The sequence below is a fragment of the Ruegeria sp. AH12 genome (assembly GCF_056541465.1).
This window is the reverse complement of record NZ_JBQFYL010000005.1, coordinates 49,182-68,070: the sequence shown is the minus strand read 5'-3', so window position 1 is coordinate 68,070 and position 18,889 is coordinate 49,182. Positions and strand designations below refer to the sequence as shown.

Below are 18,889 nucleotides of genomic sequence, written 5' to 3'. Positions count from 1 at the left end.
ACCTTTGGCGGAGTCAAACCAGCATCACAGTTTCAGCGGCAAAAAGCCCAGCATCAAAAGGCCAACACCCGCAGGTACGCCAAACAACCATGCCCGCTTTTGCCATCCTTCGGGCTGCTGCTTCCACGCCAGTCGGAAATTATGCCCGCAAACGACCACAGCAAAGAAAATCAACGCAGCAACTGGCGGTGTCAGGTAAAGATCGCTCACGTCTTTGGGCTCCTGTTCGGGGTCCGGTTTTTGCCGATTGGGACAATTGGACCCTATACAGGTCGTTTAGCTGCGCTAAGGTGAAAGGGAAAGACACACAATACCCCGGAAGGAGAATGCCTATGGCTCCAACCTCGTATCAGTCCCCCTCGCGCGGCGATAAGGCTGACAAGTCGACCTACAGCCAGTCTGCGGAATCGAACCTGTCGCATGCACAGACAACAGTGGCAAAACTGCTGACAGGTAAAGGAGATGATGTGTTTTCCGTGCGCCCGAATGAGACGATCCATTCCGTGGTCAACACGCTCAAGGAAAAGCGGATCGGGGCGGTTCTGGTAACGGATCAGAACGGGGCGCTACAGGGTATTCTGTCGGAACGCGACATTGTGCGCCGCATGGCAGATACGCCTGGCCAGACCCTGCCGCAATCGGTCGAAGACCTCATGACACGTGATGTCAAAACCTGCTCGCCTGACGATTATCTGAATGATGTTCTGAAAACGATGACCGAAGGCAAGTTTCGCCATATGCCCGTCTTGCGCGACGGCAATCTGTGCGGCGTGATCACCATTGGCGATGTGGTGCATTTCCGGTTACAGGAACTGGAATACGAAGCGCTGCGCATGAAGCAGATGATCGTAGGCTGATCGCGTTCAGGTCGAGGTGAAGCGCACACCGCCCTGAAACACCTCGGCCGCCGTCAGGCGATTGGTGACAAACGCGCCGGTGTCTATAGAGATAACTCCGTTATCTGCCCGCGCCTGATCAACAATGGTATGGCCGTGCAGGACCCATTGACCATCATCTCTGGGCTCTCGCGACAGCATCGGATGCCCCCACAGGCAAATATCGCGCGGTTGCGCGTCAACAGCATGGCGCGGGTCAAGGGCGGCGTGTACAACCGTCACATTGCCACTGGTCCAGGTCAGGGGACGATCCCTGAGCCAGCTCAACAGGTCCTCCCCCATAACCTGCTGCAACCTCTCTGCAATCTCGACCGCCGGTTCGCCTAAAATGGCCTCGGCCACGCCGGTGATGCCAAACGAAGCAAGCGTCTGAACGCCACCGTTCTGTAACCACAAACGGCTGACCCGTTTTGGATCGTCAACGAAGCGCAACAGCATCTCTTCGTGATTGCCCAGCAGGCAGGTGACCCGTCCGCCCGAAGTTTCACTAAGATGGCGCAGCTGATGCAAGACCTGAGCGCTGTAAGCACCACGATCTACATAGTCGCCAACAAAAACCCAAGGGCAACTGTCGTCCAACCGGTGCAGCAAATCCTGCAACAAATCCAACCGCCCGTGAATGTCGCCTATGGCGATGAACGGTTGATCGGGCGCGATCTCGGGCATGACAGGCAACGGCGCTTGCGCGTCGCGTTTACCGAACAGCCCTTTGATCCAATCCCTAACCATCACGCGCCCTCCCTACCCCGGCTCAGCCTTGGCGACAATCGGCAATTCCCGGTGGCGTTTCGGCGTGTGCCTAATCGACCAGCTTGGCCGAATAGCCACAAAATGGAAAATCTGCTTGACCTCGAAGCGGGGAAAGTATCCCTGATGCGCAGAGTTTTATTGTGTTCGAGGGTTTCATGAAACGTGTTTTGATCACCGGGACCGCAGGGTTCATCGGCTTCCATCTGGCAAAGCTGCTGCTGTCAGAAGGGTTCCGGGTGCATGGCTATGACGGGATGACAGACTATTACGACGTCACCTTGAAACAGCGCCGCCATCAGATGCTGATGCAGACCCCCGGTTTCACCGCGACCGAAGCGATGCTGGAAGATCACGAACAGCTGATGAAAGTCGCTGATGAGTTTCAGCCCGAGATTATCGTTCACCTCGCAGCACAAGCCGGGGTCCGCTACAGCCTGGAAGAGCCGCGCAGCTACATAAACTCTAACGTTGTCGGTACGTTCAACGTGATGGAGGCCGCGCGCATCCACAAGGTCGATCACCTGCTGATGGCGTCGACCTCATCGGTCTACGGTGCCAATGAAGAGATGCCCTTTACCGAGGTCGAAAAGGCCGACACCCAGCTGACCATCTATTCGGCCACCAAAAAGGCCAATGAGGCGATGGGCCATTCCTACGCGCATCTGTGGGATCTGCCGACCACGATGTTCCGGTTCTTCACTGTCTATGGCACCTGGGGACGGCCTGATCTGGCACTGTACAAATTCGTGGATGCGATTCTGGATGACCGGCCCATCGATATCTACAACCATGGCGACATGTATCGCGACTTTACAAATGTGGACGATCTGGTCCGTGGCATCAGATTGTTGATCGATGTGCCGCCCGTGCGCCCTGAAAGCGCAGATCAGATTGAGGAAGGCGACAGCCTGTCCCCCGTTGCGCCCTTCCGTGTCGTCAATATCGGCAATGGCGACAAGGTGCGCCTGATGGATTTCGTCGAAGCCATCGAAGAGGCAGTGGGCAAAGAGGCCATCCGAAACTATATGCCCATGCAAATGGGCGATGTCCCAGCCACATGGGCCAATACCGATCTGCTGCAACGGCTGACTGGTTACCGCCCGCAAACCGATTTCAAAGACGGGATCGCCCGGTTTGTCGCGTGGTTCCGGGACTATCACGGCAAATAAAGACTGAGACCTGAATGCTGCAAACGAACCCCGATGCCCGCAAAATCGCTGTCATTGGATTGGGCTATGTGGGCCTACCCTTGGCGGTGGCCTTTGGCAAAATCGGCCCGGTCCTCGGGTTCGACATCAACCCGGCCCGCATCGACGCCCTGCGCGCCGGCCAAGATGCCACGCAAGAGGTTGAGCCTGACGACTTGGCCGCAGCAACAGGTCTGATCTTCACCACCGAGGTTTCGGATCTTGCGACCTGTGACACCTATATCGTCACCGTGCCCACCCCGATCACGGCTGGCAAACAGCCTGACCTCTCGCCCCTGCTTGCGGCATCGGAAACAGTCGGCGGTGTTCTGAAACCCGGCGATCTGGTGATCTACGAATCCACCGTTTATCCCGGTGCAACCGAGGAAGACTGCGTACCGGCGCTGGAACGCGCTTCGGGCCTGAAATTCAACACGGATTTCTTTGCAGGCTACAGTCCGGAACGCATTAATCCCGGCGACAAGACCCATCGGATCGCCGATATTTGCAAGGTGACCTCTGGCTCGACCTCCGAAGTGGCCGATCTGGTCGATGCGCTATATGCCCGGATCATCACCGCCGGAACCCACAAGGCCGAAAGCATCCGCGTGGCCGAGGCAGCAAAGGTCATCGAAAACACCCAACGCGATCTGAACATCGCGCTGGTCAATGAACTGGCGATGATCTTCGGACGCATGGGCATCGATACCGAGGCCGTCCTGCGCGCCGCAGGCACCAAATGGAATTTCCTTCCCTTCCGCCCCGGACTGGTCGGTGGTCACTGTATTGGCGTTGACCCGTACTACCTGACCCATAAGGCCGAGGCCGTGGGCCATCATCCCCAGATCATCCTGGCCGGGCGGCGGCTGAACGATAGCATGGGCAGCTATGTGGTGTCTCAATTGGTCAAACGCATGACCCGAAGCGGCATCAATGTCGGTACGGCACAAGTTCTGGTTCTAGGCCTAACCTTCAAGGAAAACTGCCCAGACCTGCGCAATACGCGCGTCGTTGATATCATTGAGGAATTGCAGAGCTATGGCATCAGCGTTGATGTCCACGATCCTCATGCCGACCCCGCCGCAGCGGAGGCTGAATACGGCCTCTCGCTCATAGACTCCCCTCAGGACGGGAGCTATGATGCGGTCGTTTTGGCCGTCGCACATCAGGAATACAGAGATCTCGACCCTGCCACATTCCGCGCCTACGGCAAAGCAAACAGCTTGGTGTTCGACATCAAGTCCTGCCTGCCAAGGGACGCAAGCGACTTGAGGCTTTGACTCAGTTCCGCAAATGAAAACCGGCGCATGTTGCACCGGTTTTTTTGGTCTCTTACCCGCCGAAATCGTCGAGCATGATGTCTTCGCGGTCCACACCCAGATCCAGCAGCATGTTGATGACCGACTGGTTCATGATTGGAGGACCACACATGTAGAACTCGCAATCCTCGGGCGCAGGGTGGTTCTTGAGGTATTCTTCGAACAGAACGTTGTGAATGAAGCCGGTATAGCCCTTCCAATCGTCCTCGGGCTGTGCATCCGACAGCGCGACATGCCATTCGAAATTGTCGAACTCTTCGGCCAGTTGGTCGAAGTCTTCAACAAAGAACATCTCTTTCTTCGACCGCGCACCATACCAGAAGCTGATCTTGCGATCACGGTTTTCCAGACGCTTAAGCTGGTCAAAGATGTGGCTTCGCATGGGGGCCATACCGGCGCCACCGCCGATGAAGACCATCTCTTTTTGGGTGTCGCGGGCGAAGAACTCACCAAACGGACCCGAGATCGTTACCTTGTCACCCGGTTTCAGGTTGAAGATGTAAGACGACATCTGACCCGCCGGAATACCCTCGGACCCCGGAGGCGGCGAGGCGACGCGGACGTTCAGCATGATCATGCCTTTTTCATCCGGATAGTTGGCCATCGAGTAGGCGCGTTCAATCGGCTCGTTTACGATCGACTCATACTGCCACAGATTGAAGCGATCCCAATCCTCACGATACTCCTCTTCCACGTCGAAATCGGTGTATTTCAGTGCATGCGCAGGGGCTTCGATCTGGATGTATCCACCAGCGCGGAAGTTCACGTCCTCGCCTTCGGGCAGGTCCAGCGTCAGAGCCTTGATGAAGGTCGCCACGTTCTCGTTCGAGCGAACGGTGCACTCCCATTTCTTGACGCCAAAGACCTCTTCTGGGACTTCGATATCCATGTCCTGCTTGACCGCAACCTGACAGGACAGACGGTCACCACAGGCGGCCTCACGTTTGGTGATATGGCTTTCTTCGGTCGGCAGGATCGAGCCGCCACCCGAATGCACGCGCACACGGCATTGCGCGCAGGTGCCACCGCCGCCACAGGCCGACGGGACGAACAGCTTTTCAGCCGCCAGGGTTTGCAGCAGCTTGCCGCCCGCCGGGACCGACACGGTTTTCTCACCGTTGATGGTAATATTCACGTTGCCGGTCGACACCAGACGCGACCGCGCGGCCATGATGATGGCCACCAGACCCAGAACGATGACGGTGAAAAGGGCTACACCTAAGCCAAAGGTTTCCATTGCGCCCTCCTTACAGTTTCACGCCCGAGAAGGACATGAAGGCCATGGCCATCAGTCCTGCGGTGATGAAAGTGATGCCCAGACCCTGCAAGCCGTCGGGGATGTCCGAGTATTTCAGCTTTTCGCGTACACCCGCCATAGCAGTGATCGCCAGTGCCCAACCAAAGCCCGAAGAAAGGCCATAGGTGGTCGCCTCGGCAAAGTTGTAGTCGCGTTCCACCATGAACAGCGATCCACCCAGGATCGCACAGTTCACCGTGATCAGCGGCAGGAAGATCCCCAGCGCGTTGTAAAGCGGCGGGAAGTACTTGTCCAAAACCATCTCGAGGATCTGCACCATCGCGGCGATCACGCCGATATACGAGATCAGGCCAAGGAAAGTCAGGTCCACATCCGGGAACCCGGCCCAAGCCAGAGCACCTGGTTTCAGCAGGTAGTTCAGCAACAGGTTGTTGGCAGGAACGGTGATGGCCTGTACGACCATGACCGAAATCCCCAAACCCAGCGCAGTCGAAATCTTCTTCGAAACGGCGATGAAGGTACACATCCCCAGAAAGAAACTCAGCGCAAGGTTTTCGACAAAGATGGCCTTTACGGCCAGTGAGATCAGACCTTCCATCAGTGGGCCTCTACCTGCTGAATTTTGTATTCACGTTCTTCGACCTGATTCGGCTTCCACGTGCGGAAGGCCCAGATGATCAGACCGATGATGAAGAACGCCGAGGGCGGCAGCAGCAACATGCCGTTGGGCACGTACCAGCCGCCATTGTTCACCGTTTCCAGAATCGTAACACCGAACAGCGATCCGGCCCCGAACAGCTCACGAATGAAGCCGACCAGCAGCAGGATCAGGCCGTAGCCCATGCCATTGCCCATCCCGTCGATAAAGGACGCAACCGGAGGGTTCTTCATCGCAAACGCCTCGGCGCGGCCCATCACGATACAGTTGGTGATGATCAGACCCACAAAGACCGACAGGGTTTTCGAGATCTCAAACGCATAAGCCTTGAGGATCTGGTCCACCAAGATCACCAGCGAGGCGATGATCACCATCTGCACGATGATCCGGATCGAGCCGGGGATCTGATTGCGCAGGCACGAGATGAAGAAGGACGAGAACGAGGTCACGAAGATCACCGCCAACGCCATTACCATCGACACCTGCAGCGACGAGGTCACCGCCAGCGCGGAACAGATGCCCAGCACCTGAAGGGTGATCGGGTTGTTGTCGACAAGCGGGTCGACCAGCATCTCTTTCTTGGTCTGGGACATCAGAGCTCTCCTGCTTGCAGTTTGGCCAGAAACGGTGCGTAACCCGCATCGCCCATCCAGAATTTCACCAGGTTATCGACACCAACCGAGGTCAGGGTCGCCCCTGCCAGTGCGTCGATGTAAAAGTCGGGTCCGGCGGCAGGCTGCGATTTCGAGACGGTGATTTGCAGATCACCATTGTCATCACGCAGCTTCTTACCGCTCCAAAGCGCCTTCCAGCGCGGGTTGTCCACCTCGGCCCCAAGGCCGGGGGTTTCACCGTGCTGATAGAATTGCAGGCCATAGATATCGTTGCCGTTATTTTCCAGCGCGATAAAGCCATAGAGCGTAGACCAGAGACCATAGCCGTGCAGCGGCAGAATCACCTTGTCCAGATCGCCCGCGTCGTCGCGCAGTAGATAGATCACGCGGTACTTCGACTTGCGGCCAATGCCTGCCGGGTCGTCGTCCAGCGCAACGCTCAGCTCAGGATCGCTGGCTGCGGCGATGTCGTCGAAGGTGGCTGGGTCGAACTGATCATCTACGAAATCGCCTGTGGACAGTTCCAAAACATGAGGTTCAAACGCGGCGAAGGCTTCGGTCACGTCGATGCCAGGCTCGAACACGCCCGCCACTTGCAGAACGTTTACCTGCTTGTCCTTCTGACGGTTGGTTTCCTGCACCGGGCGCAGGCTGACGGCTGCGGCGGATACGACCATCGATGCAACAAGGCAGACCGCGACCGCGATGAAAATCGTCTTGCCGACCGAATCCGGCGAGGCCGCCAGGAACCGGGCAATCGCGCCTTTAGGTTCTTGAGGTTGCGGATCAGACATGGCGACGCGCCCTCCGTTTGATGTTGGCTTGCACGACGAAGTAATCGATCAGCGGAGCAAAGACGTTGCCGAACAGAATGGCCAGCATCATGCCTTCGGGGAAAGCCGGGTTGATGACACGGATCATCACAACCATGACACCGATCAGGGCACCATAGATGTAGCGACCCATGTTGGTGTGACTGGCGGAAACAGGCTCGGTCACCATGAAGGCCAGACCGAAGGCGTACCCACCAATGACTACGTGCCAGTACCAAGGCATCGCAAACATCGGGTTGGTGTCGGACCCGATCAGGTTCAGCAGCAGGGTAAAGCCAATGGTTCCCGCCAGACAGCCAATGATAAGCCGGTAGTTGGCAATCCGCGTGGCCAACAGGAAGGCCAGACCAATCATACATGCCAGCGTCGAGGTTTCGCCAAAGCTGCCCTGAATCGAGCCAAAGAAGGCATTCCACCAGGTGATGCCATCCGCGGCCAGCGCCTGAAAGCCCTGAGAGGCGGACACGGACAGTGCAGTCGCGCCCGAGAAGCCGTCAACCGGCGTCCAGACTGTGTCACCTGACATGCTCGCCGGATAGGCGAAATACAGGAACGCACGCCCAACCAGGGCCGGGTTCAGGAAGTTCTTGCCGGTGCCGCCAAATACTTCTTTCCCGATCACAACACCAAAGATGATACCCAACGCTACCTGCCACAAAGGCGCGGTTGCAGGCATGATCAGGGTGTACAGCATTGAGGTGACAAGGAAGCCTTCGTTCACCTCATGGCCACGCACGGTGGCAAAGATGACCTCGAAGATACCACCTGCGACAAGTGTCACGATGTAGATCGGCAGGAAATAGGTCAGCCCGTGCATCACATTGGCAAAGACACTGGATGGATCCAGCGAAATACCAAACATCTGCAGCAGGGCAATCCGCCAGCCAGTCGCCGAGTCAGGCCCCAGCAGGGCAATGGCCGAGTTCGCCTGATAGCCGGTATTGTACATCCCCCACAGGATACAAGGGATCGTCGCGATCACGACATAGGTCATGATCCGCTTCATATCGATGTAGGACCGCGCATGCGGCGCGACGGTGGTGACAGTTTTCGGAGTGTAGATGAAGCTTTCCACCATCTCGTAGATGGGGAAATACTTCTCGTACTTGCCGCCTTTGGTAAAGTTCGGCTCGATCCGATCAAAGAAGCTGCGCAAACCCATGTGGCTCAGCCCTCCTTTTCAATCTTTGCAAGGCAGTCGCGCAGCGCCAGCCCGTATTCATATTTCGCCGGACAGGCAAAGCCCACAAGGCCCAGATCTTCTTCGTCCAGCTCCAGTGCACCCAGTGCCTGAGCGGTATCGGTGTCCATCACCAACAGCGCGCGCAGCAACTGCGTCGGCAGGTAATCTTGCGGCATCAGCCGTTCGAACACGCCGGTCGGCACCATCGCGCGACGACCCCCATTCAGGTTCGACGTCAACGGAAACAGCTTCTTAGACAAAGCGGACCCGAGCACGGGCTGGACCGAATACTTCGATGGCATCGGACGAATCCATCCCAGCGGAATCTGGTCGTGATCCTCGCGAATGATCGAAAGCTGCCGCGCGAACCGACCCAGATAGGCGGTCGGCCCTTCGGCCTGTGTCCCCGACAGGATCGAGCCCGAGATAATCCGGGGCGTGCCATCGACATTAACCTCATCGCGGGTCAGATCATCAGTCGATGCACCCATCACGGTGCGGATCAGACGTGGCTGCCGCGCACCGGGACCGCTGAGCGCGATGACGATATTCGGGTCCAGATGCCCGGTCTGCACCAAACGACCGATGGCAATCACGTCCTGATACCCGATGGTCCAGACCTGTTTGTCGCCCGCCAGCGGCTCAAGAAAGTGGATATGCGTACCGGCCAGACCCGCCGGGTGTGGGCCTGCAAAAGCGGCGGCTTCGACACCGGCTACATCCGCACCGGGAACGCTGTCACCTTCTTTGTGGCACAGATACGTCTTGCCCTCGGTCAGCTTTGCGATAGAGCCCAGACCCGCAGCAAACGCATCCGCTGCATCTGCGATGATCACTGCGGCATCTGCGGCCAGAGGCTCGGACTCCATCGCCGTGACAAAGATCGCGGCGGGCTTGGTGCCCGGCGCGGGCATCTTGGAATAGGGTCGCGTACGGAACGCTGTCCACAAACCGGCGGCACACAGCTTCTCGGTCACGCCTTCTGCGCTGTCGGCATTGCCAACGCCCGAGAAATCGACACCTGCATCATTGGCGTCCGACACCTCGATCACCACGCTTTGCAGCACGCGCCGCGCGCCCCGGTTGATGGCCACGACCTTGCCGGTCAACGGCGCCGCCATCATCGCCTCGGGCGCATCCTTGTGACAGAACACGGGCGTGCCGCGTTGAACCACATCGCCTTCCTGTACCAGCATCTTTGGCTTGAGGCCCAGATAGTCTGCGCCCAGCGCGGCCACGGTTTTGAACTCCGGCCCCGGATGGATTTTCTGCTCAGGTGCACCCTGAACCGGCAATTCCATCCCTTTTTTCAGTTTGAAAGTTTGCATGTCGCTACGGTCTTCCAAGCCTCTTTTTCTGCGCCGACTATCCTGCCCGCTCGTTCGGGCCAAGATAACACGAACCACGTCACCTGAGGGAGAACGATTGCGCCAAATCCCCACTGCAATCCGCCAGCGTGCTTTCGATCAGGGACCCTTTACGCGCGCCGCGCACGAAACGCAAACCTGTTACCGCCGAAAAACCCGACAACCGCTTCACTTTCTGCTCAGTCAATCAATTCAAGGGCAATCTAGCACAAAAAAATCGTATCGCGCCCGATTTGTATCCGGTGTAAGCAACCCCCATGAAAACACCCGGTATGTTCGAAATTTTTCTAGCTGCGACGCCAGGTCTGGAGGCACCGCTTTGCGAAGAAGCGGTCGAGAACGGATTCGAGAATACACATCGCGTTGCGGGTGGTGTCAGCTGCAGGGGAGACTGGGCTGAGGTCTGGCGCGCTAATCTTTCCTTACGCGGCGCCAACAAGGTTCTGGTGCGCATCGGCAGTTTCCCAGCGGTTCATCTTGCACAGCTGGACAAACGGGCACGCAAATTCCCCTGGGCCGAGTTCCTGCGTCCCGACATCCCTGTGAAGGTCGAGGCCACCAGCCGCAAGTCTCGTATCTATCACGCCGGGGCCGCGCGCCAGCGGATCGAACGCGCAATCACCGAGACATTGGGGGCACCCGTCTCTTCTGACGCTGATCTGCGCATCATGCTGCGGATCGAGAAAGATGTTTGCACCCTGTCGCTGGATACCTCCGGAGAGCCTTTGCACAAACGCGGGCACAAACCCGCAATCGCCAAAGCTCCGATGCGCGAAACCATGGCCGCAATGTTTCTGCGATCCTGCGGTTATTACGGGACCGAACCGGTGTTGGACCCGATGTGCGGTTCGGGCACGTTTGTGATCGAAGCGGCGGAAATCGCCCTTGGCTTGCAGCCCGGTCGATCTCGGCGGTTCGCATTCGAGTATCTGGCAGGCTTTGATGCCGCTGCATTTGAAGCGCTGCGTCAAGGCGGCCCAACCACCGAGACAGCTCTGGTCTTTCGCGGCTCGGACCGCAATGCCGGCGCGGTTGAGGCTGCCAGTGCCAACGCGGCTCAGGCAGGGGTCTCAGATGTCACTCGGTTCGCCCACCGCTCTGTCAGTGACATCAAGCCCATCGGTGATCAGCCCGGCCTTGTGATCGTAAACCCACCTTACGGTGCCCGCATAGGCGACGAGAAACGCCTGCGTGCGCTTTACGGCAGCCTGGGTAAAACCCTGATGTCCCGCTTTCAGGGCTGGCGCGTCGGGATCGTCACCAGCAATCCCTCTCTCGCCCGCGCCGCACGCCTGCCCGGCCTGTCAGCCGGCCCCGTGGTCGATCATGGCGGCACCAAAGTGAAGCTTTATCAAACCGGTCCCCTGCCCTGAGCCTACGTCCTGCGCATGGCTCATAATGCCCCTTGCACATCCACCTCACCGCGTATAGACCCCGCGCCACGGTCGGAGTGTAGCTCAGCCTGGTAGAGCACTGTCTTCGGGAGGCAGGGGTCGGAGGTTCGAATCCTCTCACTCCGACCATGTTTCACATTATTTACAATAACTTGTGCGATTGCTTTCTGCTGATTGAATTGGTGCATAAGTTCTGGGCAGCACCCGGGCAGCACGCTAGTCTTTGAGTAACATATTCGGCCAACTTATATTGAGAACCATCCTCCGACCGAAAGACTTAGTTTTTAGTTGGTCCGTATAAGTAACAGATGTGTTGTGGCGGGCTGTGCTTCGCGATCCCATTCCTTTTTCCGAACTACTGAGTCAGCAGCGGCTTCATCACCAGTCAACAAATTAGCCTTGGCCATCGCTTTTGCGGCGTCTCAGCATCGCAGCGGTTTTCAAAGGAGTTTGGCTCCCTAATGTGAATCTACGTTCTTTGATTTTGCGAATAACCGGCCACGCACCACGTACGATCCCACGAGTAGGATCACTAAGGGAGCGATTCCCAACAAAAGAGCTCCGCCAATTTCAATAAGCCCTCGGCATCGCGGGCCAAAGTCAGGAATCGTCGAGCAGTCAAGTTGCCTACTGATGGCTACAAAGCACACCCAGGCAAAATCAATAACTGCGAGAAATACAAAAACTCTGTACAATCTCTCTCCGATTCCATATCGCACTGGGCTCTCCCTATTGTGTACGTTTAAGCTGCTCGATTTGAAGCTGGAGTTTTTCAAGTTCCAGAGCGTGTGTTTCTTGCTCTCGACGACTCTTTCGGATTGCCACCCAACTTGTAACGCCTAGGCCCGCACCAGAAACCACCAGCCCTAAAATGACAGGCGCAATTTCAAGAATATATCTCCACCTCTCATAGTCGTATTGTTCTTCGCTACCGCCCCTAATTTTCTCACCAAAAATCGATTCAACAAGCTGCAGATACTGACCCAAATAGCTCGGTGGCAAGATCGAGAATATGGCATGGAAAGCGGAAACAAAAAACACTGCTGAGAAAACGAAACTAACGACCCGAACTAAACTCAATCGACCATCTCCGTATTGTGAAGTTTAGGGAAGACATAAAGGGCGCCTAGCGAAATAGGCGCCCCAAGACTGCCGCCACAGCATCAGTAACAGTAGAACCCTTGCGTGGTAGCCAGATCAAACGAACGAGGCTCTGAGTCAAACTTAATTCATGATGAGGTGCAGCCGGACTTATGCCCTGACCTCGTGTTGTGATTGGCACAACACTTACTGCGCTCTCGTTTTACGCACGCATCTTCCGCTGATCTCGTTTTGGTATTGCGAACGCACCATCTGCGCTCCGACTCCATGCATTGACTGTAGGAATGAGCAATGCTGAATCCGTTCGAAATAGAATCGGGAAAGTGGCTTTCCGTTTTCGACGGTTCAGCTAGTGAAGAGCCCGCGATGATTCCAATCACAGACGCAGATAACACAAACAACTTCATTGCTGGAACAAACATGGTTTTCTCCGAAATAAGACTTCTGAAAAATGGCTAACGCCATCCCCACCATACCAAAAAAGCGAAAGAAAGTCATATCAGGGTGTTCTGGCCTCCTATTTGTCGTCTACAGAATGTGTTCTTCGGAGAAATCGAAGTATACCTGACCAAGCTTCTTCCCGTGCCGGTCCGTCACGTCGTAATGACCATCTTCGTATTCGCCGGCCTCAAGTTTATCGGCAATTTCTCTGAGGGCCTTTGCGGTCCATCCAGTCACGACCTTCATGCTTGGCCCTTTAGCGTTGAGCTCAACATCACACTGAATGCAGTTTGTCCCTTCGCTTTCCAAAAAGTTGCTCACTGAATTCTCCTGGTTGGAATTTACGATTTGGCTTGAGGACAATATTTTATCCCGCACTGATATTTTGCTACAATGACTAGATTAAGCAAATTGAATGTTAGGAGGTTCGGCTGTGTCCAAAGTTTATACATATGGAAACGATAGAAAATTCAGAGATGGTGATACTCTTCATTTCGGCGTTTCATTGAGAGTAGTAGCAACACGACAAAATAACTCCACTTTTGATAGATCATGGACCGGACCGGGCCAGGTCACTGTTCTTGAGCGCGATGCTCAGGTTGGTGACGACCACTACTCACGTATTGCAGTGAATGGCGAAGAAATAAACGAAGGCGGCGTCTCACGTTACAAGTTGCACACCATACGACTAGAGATTCTGGACTAACTACGCACTGCTCCTTATTGTGAACTCTCGAATGACTGCTCTGAGCCCAAATTGACGAGCCAAGCACCTTAGAATACCAATCTGGGTCGATGGACTATGCCCAACATACAGGGGTGCTCCCCAAAAACCTTGTAAAGGCGAACTTGGCTCATCTCGTTGTTGGCCAGACCCTCTTTCTAAGCGACCCAAGACAAACACCTGTCGAAATTACATCGCTTGATCCCGCAACAGCATCGTTTTCGGTTCGCATATCCGACTTCGAAGATGCCGGAGCAATCTGGGTTCTGCCATTCTGGGACATCTCCAAGTATCTTGCCTCGCCGAGTGCGCAGAAGCTTACGCCCAACCAACGTAAGGCGCTTGAGGATAGTTGCGCAGAATATGATCAAACGATGGAGCTTCCAGCGAAAGACGCCGATTTCGCCAATACTCAAGAAGAAATCACTACCTATTTGAATGAAATCAATGACTGGTTAGCTAGAAATTTCCCCAATTTACCAACCGAACAGTCTGCGATCACAACCGGGTTGAAGACTTGCAGGCACTGGAGCGCAGCGCTTGGAAAAATACTTTCTTACAAGGGGCTAGATTGCATTGATAGCGATTTTACATCGCAATATGTGAGCAACCCCAATGCAGGTGAAATGATCAAGGGTCACCGCATAGTTCTCGCCGAACTTGGGCTTGTGCCATATCAGGGACATATCGTTCGTGATGGAAGCACCTTCGAAGGCACGCGGCAGAAAGCGAAACGCCGTGAGCATATCTTAACCCGTCTTGCGTTTATGCGAGCGATGCTATCAGCTCTGAATTTAACTTCTCTCCCGCTTTTTAGAACGATTTACTCCGGCAGCGCATTGACTGCGCCGAGAAACACAGGCTTCGTCTCCTCCACCTTCAGCGCGGAAGTGGCGGAATCGCTATTTCGATCTGGTCACAAAACAATGTTTGCCGCAACGTACTGGCAACGTGTTCCCGCACACCGACTCTTTATGTCCTATTACGAAACACCAGCACTTAACCAACGTTTTCAGGAAGCGGAAGCCGTGCTTTTGTTTGATCAGGCGAACGGGATGTTTTGAAATTTGATACGTCAAGAAACGTCCGCTTTGTCTGCTTAGCGGACATCCGCTCCTTATTGTGGACTTTGAAGATCCTATAACTCAGATCTGGATTTCAATCGATCGACTTCAATTCCCAACTCGATAGAATGCGATCTTTGAAATTTAGCGTAGCAAGATAGCGAGATTCCACCGCAAAATAAGTCGTGCATGTCAGAAGGCCGCGCTTCGGGAGGGATTCGGGAAATCGAAACTCCAAGCTCTCTGTCTGACCAATTCGAAGAAATTTTATGTCTTCCAGAAGTCCGCGATAGTTCACTTCTTCAGGGCTTAAACAACCGACATCGTTGGCAGGGAGGACGAGCACCGAACCGCTGTTAGCGATACTAAGTTTAAGGTGGTTTTCCGAAAAAGATGCAGCAAAACTGAGTTTTAGTTCTTCTCCTTGAAACATCTCAACTATTTTGGGCCCCAAGGTGCCGGTCACGGCTATGAGTGCGATAACCAAGGACAAGATCGTCGAAGAAAGGCTAAAATACTGCCGCCAATTCTGCCACTGATCACATTCCTTACATAGTTGTTGGTTCGGTGAGAGTGGTTCCGCACAAGCCCAACAGGCTTTATGGCGAGTTTTGTCATTGCTCATCGCTCGCTCCCATTAGTAAACTCGCTGGGGGATGCGTACCCGCCCCAGCTCGGGCCAGCAAGTCGGGCGGTTGACTGTGCCCCGCCGGACCCCATCGCTCCCTATTGTTAACTTCTAGTGTCCGTTCTGAGCCCCTAGCGGAAGCGGTTGAGAAACCTCTTGAAGACTGAAATGGGTGTATCTTTTGAGGACGTTTCGGAATTGCGACCCGAGGTCCAAACTTCGCCTTCCGAAAGATAGGTTGCCGAGCTCGGGTGTGGCGCAAACGTTGTAAGGTTGCGAACCTTTAGTGCTCGCGAGGCCTGCTGCCTAATCTCATTCCAAAAGGCTGATTGGTCTAGTGCCTCATCTGTCCAATACTCAGAAACACCTGATTTACTTAAGATTTGTGCGTCCAGTTTCTCTAGATCAGCATGTTCAATTTGAGTTCTTTCTTTGTAACTCGAATACGCGTCATCGAAGTCCAAAACTAGTTCGTCGGCAACAACTGCGAAGCCCGGATAAAGCTCACGCTGATTATTCGCTTCTTGCGCGAGTGCGCGAAGACACCAAATTACGTCTGCACTTAGCTCCACTGTCATGGTCATTGTATGATGGCTTTGCTGCGAGAAGGCAAAGTCCGCTTTTTCCGCATATCGGCCATCCGCTCCTTATTGTGAACTTCCGCGCGGGCCAAAAAGAAGTACTGCAGCCCCCACGAAGCAAATCATACTGGTTATCCGAACGGTGTCTTCAGAAGGTGCAGCGCGATCAAACAAAAACCCATTCCAACCTGGAAAAAGGACCTCAATCATGCCCAGGGCAAAGAGCAGTGCCGCCCCAATATTTGGATTTCCCATGCCCGTCTCCTAATTGTCGTCTACAGTTCTGATCAATGATGATTTGGTTAGTACCCCGACCCACCAATTCCGCCACCGAGACCATCGGGCGGAGGGCCGTAGTCAGAGCCGTCAGAATTGTTGAAATCTGGCAGCCGACTGTCGGGGATGCTCAAAAAGTCATCCAGAGACCCAGGGAACTCTGCGGGGTTTGCGCCCTCTTCGATCCACTGGTTGATCGCATCTTCAGATGGTTCGAAAGTACACGTTGTTTGACATATTTCTTCAACAACCTCGTAGCATTGATCAGGCTCACCCGGCGATGGACATATGACCCTGATAACCTCTTGGCACGTTTCTACGCATTCCGCTGAGGCGGGTGTTGCTATCAAAAAAGGCAAAAAAAGATTAACAAATCTCATCTTTAGAAGCTCCTTAACTTGAAAGGTCCAATTGCTTTATCTGCTTCCGCAATTCCCGAAATTTTCCGGATTCAACGAGAGGGTAAATCAGCAGAAGGTAATTCAGATGCCTGTCCACTCGTCCCATTGGCGCATTAAACTCGAGTGAAGGTGTTGGTAATTTCAGCCAATGAAGTTCCGAGTAGAGAGCATAGAGCTCGGAAGAGACTTCCATGTTGGAGGAGAAACCTTCGATTTTTTGAAACGGCTGCTTCAATTCTCGCTTGAGCTTACCAATCAATCCCGAAACCGTGAATGATACATTGGCCTTCCGCATTGATCGGCTGTCATTGCGCTTGTTCATTTCCTTCCAAACGTAGCCTGAGGTGAGCGCCAATACATCAACAACAGCCACTAAGAATAGCGCCACCATCAGTAATCGCACAGGTAGTAACCAACCCTCAGCTTGAGATGGCAATATCGGGTTTTGCCCAAGAAAAAGAACTAGATAGATAGCAATGCTGATCGGAAGCGCCTTTTTCCAAGAGATCGCCCCTATGAACTGCAATGACTTCTGAAAAAATGTTAAATCCACGAGTAATACTCTTCGGTATGCATCAATCTGGAGCAGATTCGAGATTAAAAATCAACCCCTTGGCTCCATCACGCAACCATCGCCGGACGCTCTCAGCGTTCTTTACGCGCTTGGCGTCAGGGTCCGCTGCGTTGGCCTCAGCCATCAATGCCCCTGCAGTCATACCCTTGATCATCACGCCGCCGCCAGACCGGCTGACCAAGTGAAATTCACCAGCATTGTACAGGCCTTGAATGTGCGCCTGGCGCTTGGGATGATCCATAAACCAGTGCTTTGCGCCCCACTTCACATCGGGGTCAGCGGCCTTGCGCGCAGCCATACCGGCCTTTGTTCGTTCAGAAATCATGCCGCGCTCCAATTCTGCGATGGACGCGATGATGTGAAAGAAGAACCGGCCCATGGCCGTTGAGGTATCGACGCCCTCGGTCAAGCTGACCAGATCCGCGCCCGCCTCTTCGATGCGCTCCACGACCGTGATCATATCCTTGACCGAGCGGCCTAGCCTGTCGAGTTTCCAGACAACTACCCTGTCGCCCTTGCGCAGATGATCCAGCATCTTGGCGAGCTTGCGATTGGACAGTGACTTGCCCGACATCTTTTCCTGAATGATCAAGTTGGGCGGCACCCCGTAACGGGTTAGCGCATCGATCTGCAACGACAAATCCTGATCGTCCGTCGAGACGCGCGCATAGCCAACTAGAAACCGATCTTCCATGCGGACAATGCATGGCCGGATTCGATCTCAAGAGTCGAGTCATTGTGAACTTTTGCATCTTTTATCTACAGCGTTCCCAATATTTCATTGTGCATCTTATTGTGAACTTTTTCTTGCACACATGTCAATCTCTATGTAGAGTTTCATTGTAGACTTTTAGAGTTCACAAAAGGGAACCCATACCCGCACTCAATCAGGTCATCAGGCTAGTTAAGCAATTGAAGTTATCTGAGACAGACTAAAGGCGTGTTGAGCCTTCTAGGTATCAAGCAGAGCAATCTGTTGTAGTCTTCGAGATATCAAACGCTATCGAACTGTTAGAACTACGATCTGAGGCTGCCGTTCATTTCCATCCACCGGCGCTTGATGTCCATTTGTTCTGAATCGGACCGATCGATCAGCAGAGTTGAGTTTGGAATACGACGCATTCTCAGTGATCCACATCTCCAAGTTTGGATACTTACTTAGGCTTCCCCCCGCATGAGCAAACCTTTGCCTGAAAGGCAGACTTGACAGCCCATCGCTTTTCATCCTCATGACGACCTCCGAAAGGTCTTCAGGAAGACTCTCGCGTACCACGTGCTCCGGAGACACGGTTACTGATACAAGACCTTCGATGTTCTGTACGGACAGTATTGCGACCCGATCAAAAAGTGAAAACGAGTAGTCTTTGCCATTCAATTGGATAGTGGTTGTATCGTTGAGGTCCAGCATTGCTTCGGCGATTAGTGGTCGAGCCAGATGACGCAGCGAATCTTCTAGAAGATCGTCTTTTTCAACAGCTGTCAGCCGGCTGATAACTTTGATGTTGCTTACCGCCATAGATTGAGTAACAACAAGTAAGCTGATGATAAGGGCTAGAGAAACAAGCGTTGAAAGTAGGACTATCCCATCTTCACGATGGCGCTTCGAAGACGGCAAAAATCGCATAGGGAAATATTGCATT

The 18,889-nt window shown here is 54.3% G+C and carries 22 protein-coding genes and 1 tRNA gene; 7 read left to right on the top strand and 16 right to left on the bottom strand.

The features are described 5' to 3' along the window. Positions 1–24: 24 nt before the first annotated feature. Complete coding sequence (locus ACR0EL_RS10545; RefSeq protein ID WP_170534751.1) at positions 25–210, bottom strand: hypothetical protein; 186 nt, start codon at positions 208–210, stop codon at positions 25–27. Positions 211–332: 122 nt separating this feature from the next. On the opposite strand from ACR0EL_RS10545, the gene ACR0EL_RS10540 reads away from it, so the two are divergent. Beyond that, the gene (locus ACR0EL_RS10540; RefSeq protein ID WP_170534749.1) at positions 333–857 is read left to right on the top strand and encodes a CBS domain-containing protein; all 525 of its coding nucleotides are present in this window, start codon (positions 333–335) and stop codon (positions 855–857) included. A 6-nt stretch (positions 858–863) separates the two neighbouring features. Here the strand turns inward: ACR0EL_RS10540 and ACR0EL_RS10535 are convergent, their stop codons facing one another. Beyond that, positions 864–1,625, bottom strand: a complete 762-nt coding sequence (locus ACR0EL_RS10535; RefSeq protein ID WP_480499814.1) for a metallophosphoesterase family protein — start codon at positions 1,623–1,625, stop codon at positions 864–866. 176 nt (positions 1,626–1,801) lie between these two features. Here ACR0EL_RS10535 and ACR0EL_RS10530 point away from each other — a divergent pair, with 176 nt between their 5' ends. Together ACR0EL_RS10530 and tviB are read left to right on the top strand one after the other, a co-directional pair. After that, the gene (locus tag ACR0EL_RS10530) at positions 1,802–2,815 is read left to right on the top strand and encodes an SDR family NAD(P)-dependent oxidoreductase (protein ID WP_480499813.1); all 1,014 of its coding nucleotides are present in this window, start codon (positions 1,802–1,804) and stop codon (positions 2,813–2,815) included. A 14-nt stretch (positions 2,816–2,829) separates the two neighbouring features. Beyond that, positions 2,830–4,113, top strand: coding sequence for a Vi polysaccharide biosynthesis UDP-N-acetylglucosamine C-6 dehydrogenase TviB (tviB, locus tag ACR0EL_RS10525; RefSeq protein ID WP_480499812.1), 1,284 nt, complete (start codon positions 2,830–2,832; stop codon positions 4,111–4,113). Between the two features lie 52 nt (positions 4,114–4,165). Here the strand turns inward: tviB and nqrF are convergent, their stop codons facing one another. From nqrF to ACR0EL_RS10495, 6 genes are read right to left on the bottom strand one after another with little or no spacing between them, the layout of a single operon-like run. Beyond that, positions 4,166–5,389, bottom strand: a complete 1,224-nt coding sequence (gene nqrF, locus ACR0EL_RS10520) for an NADH:ubiquinone reductase (Na(+)-transporting) subunit F (protein WP_480499810.1) — start codon at positions 5,387–5,389, stop codon at positions 4,166–4,168. A gap of 10 nt (positions 5,390–5,399) precedes the next feature. Then, positions 5,400–6,008, bottom strand: coding sequence for an NADH:ubiquinone reductase (Na(+)-transporting) subunit E (gene nqrE / locus ACR0EL_RS10515; RefSeq protein WP_039526851.1), 609 nt, complete (start codon positions 6,006–6,008; stop codon positions 5,400–5,402). Beyond that, positions 6,008–6,661 carry an NADH:ubiquinone reductase (Na(+)-transporting) subunit D gene (locus ACR0EL_RS10510; protein ID WP_152460184.1) on the bottom strand — a complete coding sequence of 218 codons (654 nt, stop codon included), beginning with the start codon at positions 6,659–6,661 and terminating at the stop codon, positions 6,008–6,010. The genes nqrE and ACR0EL_RS10510 overlap by 1 nt, the downstream gene beginning before the upstream one ends. Next, the gene (locus tag ACR0EL_RS10505) at positions 6,661–7,476 is read right to left on the bottom strand and encodes a Na(+)-translocating NADH-quinone reductase subunit C (protein ID WP_480499808.1); all 816 of its coding nucleotides are present in this window, start codon (positions 7,474–7,476) and stop codon (positions 6,661–6,663) included. Before ACR0EL_RS10505 ends, ACR0EL_RS10510 begins: the two co-directional genes overlap by 1 nt. Then, on the bottom strand, positions 7,469–8,677 hold the full coding sequence (locus tag ACR0EL_RS10500; protein ID WP_480499807.1) for an NADH:ubiquinone reductase (Na(+)-transporting) subunit B: 1,209 nt from the start codon (positions 8,675–8,677) through the stop codon (positions 7,469–7,471). The genes ACR0EL_RS10505 and ACR0EL_RS10500 overlap by 8 nt, the downstream gene beginning before the upstream one ends. Positions 8,678–8,682: 5 nt before the next feature. Next, entirely contained in the window at positions 8,683–10,026 is a 1,344-nt protein-coding gene (locus tag ACR0EL_RS10495) for a Na(+)-translocating NADH-quinone reductase subunit A (RefSeq protein WP_480499806.1), read from the bottom strand. Positions 10,027–10,322: 296 nt separating this feature from the next. On the opposite strand from ACR0EL_RS10495, the gene ACR0EL_RS10490 reads away from it, so the two are divergent. Both ACR0EL_RS10490 and ACR0EL_RS10485 read left to right on the top strand, forming a co-directional pair. Further along, the gene (locus ACR0EL_RS10490; protein ID WP_480499805.1) at positions 10,323–11,438 is read left to right on the top strand and encodes a THUMP domain-containing class I SAM-dependent RNA methyltransferase; all 1,116 of its coding nucleotides are present in this window, start codon (positions 10,323–10,325) and stop codon (positions 11,436–11,438) included. Positions 11,439–11,511: 73 nt separating this feature from the next. Further along, a tRNA-Pro gene (locus tag ACR0EL_RS10485) sits at positions 11,512–11,588 on the top strand. Between the two features lie 600 nt (positions 11,589–12,188). Here the strand turns inward: ACR0EL_RS10485 and ACR0EL_RS10480 are convergent. Together ACR0EL_RS10480 and ACR0EL_RS10475 are read right to left on the bottom strand one after the other, a co-directional pair. Beyond that, entirely contained in the window at positions 12,189–12,539 is a 351-nt protein-coding gene (locus tag ACR0EL_RS10480) for a hypothetical protein (protein ID WP_480499804.1), read from the bottom strand. 549 nt (positions 12,540–13,088) lie between these two features. Then, on the bottom strand, positions 13,089–13,322 hold the full coding sequence (locus ACR0EL_RS10475) for a hypothetical protein (protein ID WP_480499802.1): 234 nt from the start codon (positions 13,320–13,322) through the stop codon (positions 13,089–13,091). A gap of 112 nt (positions 13,323–13,434) precedes the next feature. Here ACR0EL_RS10475 and ACR0EL_RS10470 point away from each other — a divergent pair, with 112 nt between their 5' ends. After that, the gene (locus ACR0EL_RS10470) at positions 13,435–13,707 is read left to right on the top strand and encodes a hypothetical protein (RefSeq protein ID WP_480499801.1); all 273 of its coding nucleotides are present in this window, start codon (positions 13,435–13,437) and stop codon (positions 13,705–13,707) included. A gap of 89 nt (positions 13,708–13,796) precedes the next feature. Then, positions 13,797–14,789: a hypothetical protein gene (locus tag ACR0EL_RS10465; RefSeq protein ID WP_480499800.1), complete on the top strand. Its 993-nt coding sequence runs from the start codon at positions 13,797–13,799 to the stop codon at positions 14,787–14,789. 94 nt (positions 14,790–14,883) lie between these two features. Here the strand turns inward: ACR0EL_RS10465 and ACR0EL_RS10460 are convergent, their stop codons facing one another. The 6 genes from ACR0EL_RS10460 to ACR0EL_RS10435 form a co-directional block, all read right to left on the bottom strand. After that, positions 14,884–15,414 (bottom strand): hypothetical protein, encoded by a 531-nt coding sequence (locus ACR0EL_RS10460; RefSeq protein ID WP_480499799.1) that lies wholly within the window; start codon positions 15,412–15,414, stop codon positions 14,884–14,886. A 134-nt stretch (positions 15,415–15,548) separates the two neighbouring features. Then, positions 15,549–16,001 carry a hypothetical protein gene (locus ACR0EL_RS10455; protein ID WP_480499798.1) on the bottom strand — a complete coding sequence of 151 codons (453 nt, stop codon included), beginning with the start codon at positions 15,999–16,001 and terminating at the stop codon, positions 15,549–15,551. A 63-nt stretch (positions 16,002–16,064) separates the two neighbouring features. Beyond that, entirely contained in the window at positions 16,065–16,253 is a 189-nt protein-coding gene (locus ACR0EL_RS10450; protein WP_480499797.1) for a hypothetical protein, read from the bottom strand. Positions 16,254–16,667: 414 nt separating this feature from the next. Beyond that, on the bottom strand, positions 16,668–17,228 hold the full coding sequence (locus ACR0EL_RS10445) for a hypothetical protein (RefSeq protein ID WP_480499795.1): 561 nt from the start codon (positions 17,226–17,228) through the stop codon (positions 16,668–16,670). A gap of 22 nt (positions 17,229–17,250) precedes the next feature. After that, positions 17,251–17,943, bottom strand: coding sequence for a recombinase family protein (locus ACR0EL_RS10440; protein ID WP_480499794.1), 693 nt, complete (start codon positions 17,941–17,943; stop codon positions 17,251–17,253). Between the two features lie 306 nt (positions 17,944–18,249). Continuing rightward, complete coding sequence (locus ACR0EL_RS10435; RefSeq protein WP_480499793.1) at positions 18,250–18,888, bottom strand: hypothetical protein; 639 nt, start codon at positions 18,886–18,888, stop codon at positions 18,250–18,252. Position 18,889: the final 1 nt, after the last annotated feature.

What these genes read in the sequence shown, in the direction of transcription:
- ACR0EL_RS10510 (WP_152460184.1), bottom strand. Translation starts at nt 6,661, where the DNA reads ATGTCCCAGACCAAGAAAGAGATGCTGGTCGACCCGCTTGTCGACAAC.
- ACR0EL_RS10490 (WP_480499805.1), top strand. Translation starts at nt 10,323, where the DNA reads ATGAAAACACCCGGTATGTTCGAAATTTTTCTAGCTGCGACGCCAGGT.
- ACR0EL_RS10460 (WP_480499799.1), bottom strand. Translation starts at nt 15,414, where the DNA reads ATGAGCAATGACAAAACTCGCCATAAAGCCTGTTGGGCTTGTGCGGAA.
- ACR0EL_RS10540 (WP_170534749.1), top strand. Translation starts at nt 333, where the DNA reads ATGGCTCCAACCTCGTATCAGTCCCCCTCGCGCGGCGATAAGGCTGAC.
- tviB (WP_480499812.1), top strand. Translation starts at nt 2,830, where the DNA reads ATGCTGCAAACGAACCCCGATGCCCGCAAAATCGCTGTCATTGGATTG.
- ACR0EL_RS10495 (WP_480499806.1), bottom strand. Translation starts at nt 10,026, where the DNA reads ATGCAAACTTTCAAACTGAAAAAAGGGATGGAATTGCCGGTTCAGGGT.
- nqrE (WP_039526851.1), bottom strand. Translation starts at nt 6,008, where the DNA reads ATGGAAGGTCTGATCTCACTGGCCGTAAAGGCCATCTTTGTCGAAAAC.
- ACR0EL_RS10505 (WP_480499808.1), bottom strand. Translation starts at nt 7,476, where the DNA reads ATGTCTGATCCGCAACCTCAAGAACCTAAAGGCGCGATTGCCCGGTTC.
- nqrF (WP_480499810.1), bottom strand. Translation starts at nt 5,389, where the DNA reads ATGGAAACCTTTGGCTTAGGTGTAGCCCTTTTCACCGTCATCGTTCTG.
- ACR0EL_RS10465 (WP_480499800.1), top strand. Translation starts at nt 13,797, where the DNA reads ATGGACTATGCCCAACATACAGGGGTGCTCCCCAAAAACCTTGTAAAG.
- ACR0EL_RS10530 (WP_480499813.1), top strand. Translation starts at nt 1,802, where the DNA reads ATGAAACGTGTTTTGATCACCGGGACCGCAGGGTTCATCGGCTTCCAT.
- ACR0EL_RS10435 (WP_480499793.1), bottom strand. Translation starts at nt 18,888, where the DNA reads ATGCAATATTTCCCTATGCGATTTTTGCCGTCTTCGAAGCGCCATCGT.
- ACR0EL_RS10450 (WP_480499797.1), bottom strand. Translation starts at nt 16,253, where the DNA reads ATGGGAAATCCAAATATTGGGGCGGCACTGCTCTTTGCCCTGGGCATG.
- ACR0EL_RS10535 (WP_480499814.1), bottom strand. Translation starts at nt 1,625, where the DNA reads ATGGTTAGGGATTGGATCAAAGGGCTGTTCGGTAAACGCGACGCGCAA.
- ACR0EL_RS10440 (WP_480499794.1), bottom strand. Translation starts at nt 17,943, where the DNA reads ATGGAAGATCGGTTTCTAGTTGGCTATGCGCGCGTCTCGACGGACGAT.
- ACR0EL_RS10500 (WP_480499807.1), bottom strand. Translation starts at nt 8,677, where the DNA reads ATGGGTTTGCGCAGCTTCTTTGATCGGATCGAGCCGAACTTTACCAAA.
- ACR0EL_RS10455 (WP_480499798.1), bottom strand. Translation starts at nt 16,001, where the DNA reads ATGACCATGACAGTGGAGCTAAGTGCAGACGTAATTTGGTGTCTTCGC.